Source organism: Pelomonas parva, assembly GCF_043555835.1.
Classification (GTDB): Bacteria; Pseudomonadota; Gammaproteobacteria; order Burkholderiales; family Burkholderiaceae_C; genus Pelomonas; species Pelomonas parva.
The window spans coordinates 1-5728 of the sequence record NZ_JBIGHV010000021.1 but is presented as its reverse complement, the minus strand read 5'-3'; the positions used below and the strand labels follow the sequence as shown (position 1 = coordinate 5728).

The 5728-nt window shown below is 68.7% G+C and carries 4 protein-coding genes and 2 pseudogenes; 3 read left to right on the top strand and 3 right to left on the bottom strand.

The genetic code is table 11. The features are described 5' to 3' along the window. Both ACG00Y_RS28720 and ACG00Y_RS28715 read left to right on the top strand, forming a co-directional pair. Positions 1-1618: pseudogene (locus tag ACG00Y_RS28720) on the top strand (hypothetical protein); the annotation flags it as partial. A 187-nt stretch (positions 1619-1805) separates the two neighbouring features. Further along, entirely contained in the window at positions 1806-2297 is a 492-nt protein-coding gene (locus ACG00Y_RS28715; RefSeq protein WP_394485065.1) for an acyltransferase, read from the top strand. Here the strand turns inward: ACG00Y_RS28715 and ACG00Y_RS28710 are convergent. Beyond that, a complete protein-coding gene (locus ACG00Y_RS28710; RefSeq protein WP_394485063.1) occupies positions 2294-3427 on the bottom strand; it encodes a DegT/DnrJ/EryC1/StrS family aminotransferase in 1134 nt (377 codons plus the stop codon). The genes ACG00Y_RS28715 and ACG00Y_RS28710 overlap by 4 nt on opposite strands. Further along, positions 3393-4337 (bottom strand): WxcM-like domain-containing protein, encoded by a 945-nt coding sequence (locus ACG00Y_RS28705; protein WP_394485062.1) that lies wholly within the window; start codon positions 4335-4337, stop codon positions 3393-3395. Before ACG00Y_RS28705 ends, ACG00Y_RS28710 begins: the two co-directional genes overlap by 35 nt. A gap of 227 nt (positions 4338-4564) precedes the next feature. Here ACG00Y_RS28705 and pseB point away from each other — a divergent pair, with 227 nt between their 5' ends. Beyond that, positions 4565-5566: a UDP-N-acetylglucosamine 4,6-dehydratase (inverting) gene (pseB, locus tag ACG00Y_RS28700; RefSeq protein ID WP_394485060.1), complete on the top strand. Its 1002-nt coding sequence runs from the start codon at positions 4565-4567 to the stop codon at positions 5564-5566. A 16-nt stretch (positions 5567-5582) separates the two neighbouring features. Here the strand turns inward: pseB and ACG00Y_RS28695 are convergent. Further along, positions 5583-5728, bottom strand: a pseudogene (locus ACG00Y_RS28695) (IS110 family transposase); the annotation flags it as partial.

Genomic DNA, 5728 nt, shown 5'->3' with positions numbered 1-5728 from the left:
CGAACAGATGGCCGCGCTGGAGACACAGGACCTGCGCGCCCTGTCCACCGCCCAGATCCGCGCGCTGTCCACCGAGCAGCTCAACGCGCTGACCACCGAACAGGTCGGCACGCTGACCACGGCCCAGGTCGCCAGCCTGACCACGACACAGATCGCCGGCATGGAGACGGCCGACCTGCAGGCGATGACCAGCGACCAGTTCAAGGTGCTGAGTTCCAGCCAACTGGGTGTGCTGACGACCGAGCAGATCGCCGCGATCGAGACGCAGGACATCGCCGCCATCTCGACGGCAGCGCTGCGCGGCCTGGGATCGGAAGACCTGGCAGCCCTGGGCACCGAACAGATCATCGCGCTGAGCACCAACCAGATCTCGTCGCTGACGACGGCACAGCTGGTTGGCCTGGAGACCGAGCAGATCGCCGCGTTCGAGACCGCTGACATCGTGGCCCTGAGCACCGCACAGCTGCGCGGCCTCACCAGCGAGCAGTTCGCTGGCTTGACGTCCGAGCACTTCACGGCGATGACGACGACGCAGCTGAACTCGCTCAGCTCCGAGCAGGTGCGCACCATCGAGACCGAGGCGATCGGCGCACTCGACAGCACCGACTTCGCCGCCCTCAGCACGGCAGCGATCAAGGGCTTCGGCACCGACCAGATCGTCGCGCTGGGCAGCGAGGACCTGAAGGCGTTCAGCTCCGCTCAGATGGTCGCGATGACGACCGACCAGCTGCACGCCATCACCAGCGAGCAGGTCGTGGGCATCGATGCCTCTGACCTCGGCAAGCTGTCGATGGCCCAGGCCGGCTCGTTCACGACGGAAGCGATCGCTGCGATGACCACCGACCAGGTGAACGCGCTGATCCCTGCCCAGGTCTCGCCCATCATCCTGGACCTGGACGGCGACGGCGTGGAGACCACAGCGGCCGCCAACGGCGTCAGCTACGACCTGCTGGGCCGCGGTGTCTGGCAGCAGTGGGGCTGGGTGGGCGGCGGCGACGGCCTGCTGGTCAACGACATCAACGGTGACGGCCAGATCAACGACGGCAAGGAGCTGTTCGGTGAAGGCACGGTGCTGGCCGACGGCAGCCGCGCCAAGGACGGCTACGCCGCGATGGCTGCGCTGGACAGCAACCAGGACGGCAAGCTGGATGCGGCCGACATCGACTACAACAAGCTGCAGGTCTGGATCGACGGCGACCGCGACGGTGTCACCGACAGCGGCGAGCTGAAGTCGCTGGCCGATCTGGGCATCGCCAGCATGAGCCTGCAGTCGCAAGCCTCCACCGCTATCGACAACGGCAACCTGATCGGCCTGGTGGGCAGCTACCAGACCACAGATGGCGCCACTCACGAGATGGCGGACGTGTGGTTCAGCCGCGACCCGAACGGCACCGTCAGCACGACAGGCCCGGTGACGGCGGGCGAGGCGAGCGGCACCGCAGCCGTGGCGCAGCTGCAGCTCAGCGACGTGCTGTCCGCACCGAGCGAGCTGACGCTGCCGGGCGACAACGCGGCCAACCTGGTCACCGCACCCGTGCCGACGGTCGATCCGCTGCTGAGCGTGAAGCCCAGGTCGCTCGACGAGGATGAACTGAATCGTCAGCCGCCGCTGATCTGATCGAAAAGATCAGCGCGCACGTCGGAGGCGCCCGCGAGGGTGCCTCCGACCATGTGCGCAGCGGGATGACCACGACGCCGAACGTCCCCCGGGAGCGCTGCCGCATGTTCCCGCGACGGGCCTCGGCCGGCGGCGCTGAGGGAGCGCGAGCTGGACGATGATGCGGGCTGGACTCCGCTCATCTGCCATGCCCGCCGCTGACCCAGACGCCCCCCATATCCACCCGCTGTCCGACGTGCAGAGCCCCCAGATCGGGCCGCGCACGCGCGTCTGGCAGTTCTGCGTGATCCTGCCCGGCGCCCGCATCGGCGCGGACTGCAACATCAACGCCCAGGTGCTGGTGGAGAACGACGTGGTGGTGGGCGACCGCGTGACGCTGAAGTCCGGCGTGCAGCTGTGGGCCGGCCTGCGTGTGGAAGACGATGTCTTCATCGGCCCCAACGCGACATTCACGAACGACCGCGTGCCGCGCTCGCGCCAGCGGCCCGACGCGTTTCAGCAGACCGTCATCGAACGCGGGGCCTCCATCGGCGCCAACGCCACCATCCTGGGCGGCGTGCGTATCGGCGCCGGCGCCCTGATCGGTGCGGGCAGCGTGGTCACGAAGGACGTGCCAGCGGGCGAGCTGTGGGTGGGAAACCCGGCGCGCTCACGCGGGCCGGTGCCTGCCAAGGATTAGGCAGCCGCGCGCACCGCGCGGATCACCCGCGCCATCTGCGCATCGCTCATCCCCGGCCACAGCGGCAGGCTCAGCACGCGCTTGTGCATGGCCTCGCTGACCGGGAAGTCGCCCTCGCCGTAGCCCAGCTCGGCATAGGCCGGCTGCCGATGCGGCGGCACCGGGTAGTGGATCAGCGTGCCGATGCCCTGCTTGGCCAGCTCGGCCTGCAGGCGGTCGCGGTCCTCGTGCTGCACGACAAACAGATGCCAGGCCGATTCCAGCCCGGCCGGCACCACCGGCAACTGCAGCGGCGCACCGTGCAAACCGTCCAGCAGCAGCGCGGCGAGCCGGCGGCGCTCGTCAGTCTGTGCCTGCAGCAGCGGCAGCTTGGCGGCCAGCACGGCCGCCTGGATCTCATCCAGCCGCGAGTTGCGGCCCTTGACCTCGTTGTGGTACTTGACCTTGGAGCCGTAGTTGCGCAACACGCGCACCTGCGCCATCAGCGCGGCGTCATCGCCGGTGACGCCACCGCCGTCGCCCATCGCGCCCAGGTTCTTGCCGGGGTAGAAGCTCCAGGCCGACAGGTCGGCGAGACTGCCCACCGGGCGGCCCTGGTAGACCGCAGCATGCGCCTGGGCGCAGTCGTCCAGCACCTTCAGACCATGCTTCGCCGCGACGGCGTTGATGGCGTCCATGTCGGCCGGCAGGCCGTACAGGTGCACCGGCAGCAGCACGCGCGTAGCAGGCGTGATGGCTGCCTCGATGCGCGCAGGGTCCAGGTTGTAGGTGCGCGGGTCGGGCTCGACCGGCACTGGCGTCGCGCCGCACTGGCTGACAGCCAGCCAGGTCGCGATGTAGGTGTTGGACGGCACGATGACCTCGTCGCCCGGACCCACGCCCAGCGCCACCAGCGCCAGTGCCAGCGCATCCAGCCCGTTGGCGACGCCCGCGCAGTCGGCCGCGCCGACGCTGGCTGCGTAGGCGCGCTCGAAGGCCTTCAGCTCCTCGCCGAGCAGGAACCAACCGCTGCCGGCCACGCGCAGCAGCGCCGCGTCGATGGCAGCCTGCGCGGCGCGGTAGACCGGATGCAGGTCCAGGAAGGGAATAGGCGCCTCAGCCACGACCGATGGCGGCAAGGTAGTCGTCATAGCTGCGGATGTAGTCGGCGGCGTCGTAAGGGTCGGAGGCCAGCACCAGCAGCACCGCGTCGGCGCTGAAGCGGTACTGGATGCCCCAGACCATGGGCGGGATGTGAAGCCCCAGCAGCGGGCTGTCCAGCAACACCTCGTCGCGCAACTGGCCGTCGTCCAGCACCACGCTGAGGCTGCCCTTCACGCAGACCAGGAACTGGTGGCAGGCCTTGTGCGCATGCTCGCCGCGCACCTCGCGGCTGGGCACGTCGTAGACGAGGAAGAAGCGCTCGGGCGTGAACGGCAGCTGCGCATCGATCTGCCCCACCGTCAGCGAACCGCGCATGTCGATGACCTTGGGCAGCTTCACCAGCGCCGCGCCGGGCACCTGCAGCGTGAGGTCGTCGGCATTCACGCGGCGGGCCGGTTCGGCGGGGCGGATGCCGGTGTCCACGTAGCCGATCACCTGCGCCGGGTTGCCGGCCACGATGGCGTTGGGCGGCACGTCGCGCGTGACGACGGCACCGTCCTGCACCATGGCGCCCGCACCGATGGTCAGCCCGGGCCGGATGGTCGCATTCGCGCCGATGCTGGCGCGCTTGCGCACCCAGGTGCGCAGCGGCGCCTCGGGGCGCTGCTTGCTGCGCGGGAACGGGTCGTTGGAGAAGGTGACGTTGGGGCCGATGAAGACGTCATCGTCCACCTGCACGCCGTCCCACAGCTGCACGCCGCACTTGACCGTCACGCGGTCGCCCAGCTGCACCTGGTTCTCGATGAAGACGTGGTCGCAGATGTTGGCGTCGCGGCCAATGCGCGCGCCCGGCAGGATGTGCGCGAAGGCCCAGACGCGGCTGCCGGCGCCGATGTGCGGGCTCTCCACCAGGGCATGGCTGTGGATGAAGGGGGCGGAGGCGGCGTCACTCGTCATGCCGGCACGCTAACAGGTCGGGACGCCCGGCAAAGCGACGAGATCGCTGGGCTTCCCCGTGCACGTCTGGCGATGTTTCGGGGCCGGTCGCCGACGGCCGCAAAATGCGCCCTCCCCCGGCCACTTTTCGCCCGATCCGGGCCCTCAAGTCCTGGGAAAGTGCACAGCAGCAGGCTCGCGCCTTCCCCGTTCCACGTCCATCCAACGCTAGTCAGGGCGTCCCCACCATGCTCAACGGCAAGTCCATCCTCATCACCGGCGCCACCGGCTCCTTCGGCAAGGCCTTCGTCGACACGGTGTTCAAGCGCTACCCGGATGTGCGCCGCGTCGTGGTGTTCTCGCGCGACGAACTGAAGCAGTTCGAGATGTCGCAGCGCTTCGGCGAGCGGGCGTTCCCGGCCATCCGCTACTTCCTGGGCGACGTGCGCGACGCGCCCCGCGTGCGCCGCGCGCTGGAGGGCGTGGACATCGTCATCCACGCCGCCGCGCTCAAGCAGGTGCCGGCCGCGGAGTACAACCCCTTCGAGTGCATCAAGACCAACATCCTCGGCGCGCAGAACCTCATCGAGGGTTGCATGGACAACGAGGTGGAGCAGGTCGTCGCGCTGTCCACCGACAAGGCCGCTGCGCCCATCAACCTGTACGGCGCCACCAAGTTGTGCTCCGACAAGCTGTTCATCGCCGCCAACAACATCCGCGGCAAGCGCAACACGCGCTACTCGGTCGTGCGCTACGGCAACGTGATGGGCAGCCGCGGCTCCGTCATCCCGTTCTTCCTGGACAAGCGCGGCAGCGGCGTGCTGCCCATCACCGATCCGCAAATGACCCGCTTCAACATCTCGCTGCAGGACGGCGTCGAGATGGTGCTGTGGGCGCTGCAGAACGCGCAGGGCGGCGAGATCTACGTGCCCAAGATCCCCTCCTACCGCATCACCGACGTGGCCATGGCCGTGGCGCCGGACTGCCGCCAGGACATCGTCGGCGTGCGCCCCGGCGAGAAGATCCACGAGGAGATGATCACCGCCGGTGACAGCTACCAGACCGTGGACCTCGGGGCCTACTACGCCATCCTGCCGGCCAGCAGCGACATCGACCAGTACTGCCGCACCACGAAGGCCAGCCGCGTGCCGCCGGGCTTTGCCTACGACAGCGGCAGCAACACCGACTTCCTGAGCGTCGAGCAGCTGCGCGACCTGATCCGCACGCACATGCCCGAGGCTCGTCTCTGAAGTGAAACACTCAACCTCAAGCCGGAATGGCCTCTACCTTGTAGCCGATCTGCTGAAGGCGGCGAATGAGTCGATTGGCAGTCTTGGTCATGTCGGCGCGATCAAAGTGAGCCGCGCCGAGGTCTTGCCATTCGGTGCCGTCGCGCAGCATGTGCCAGGCGG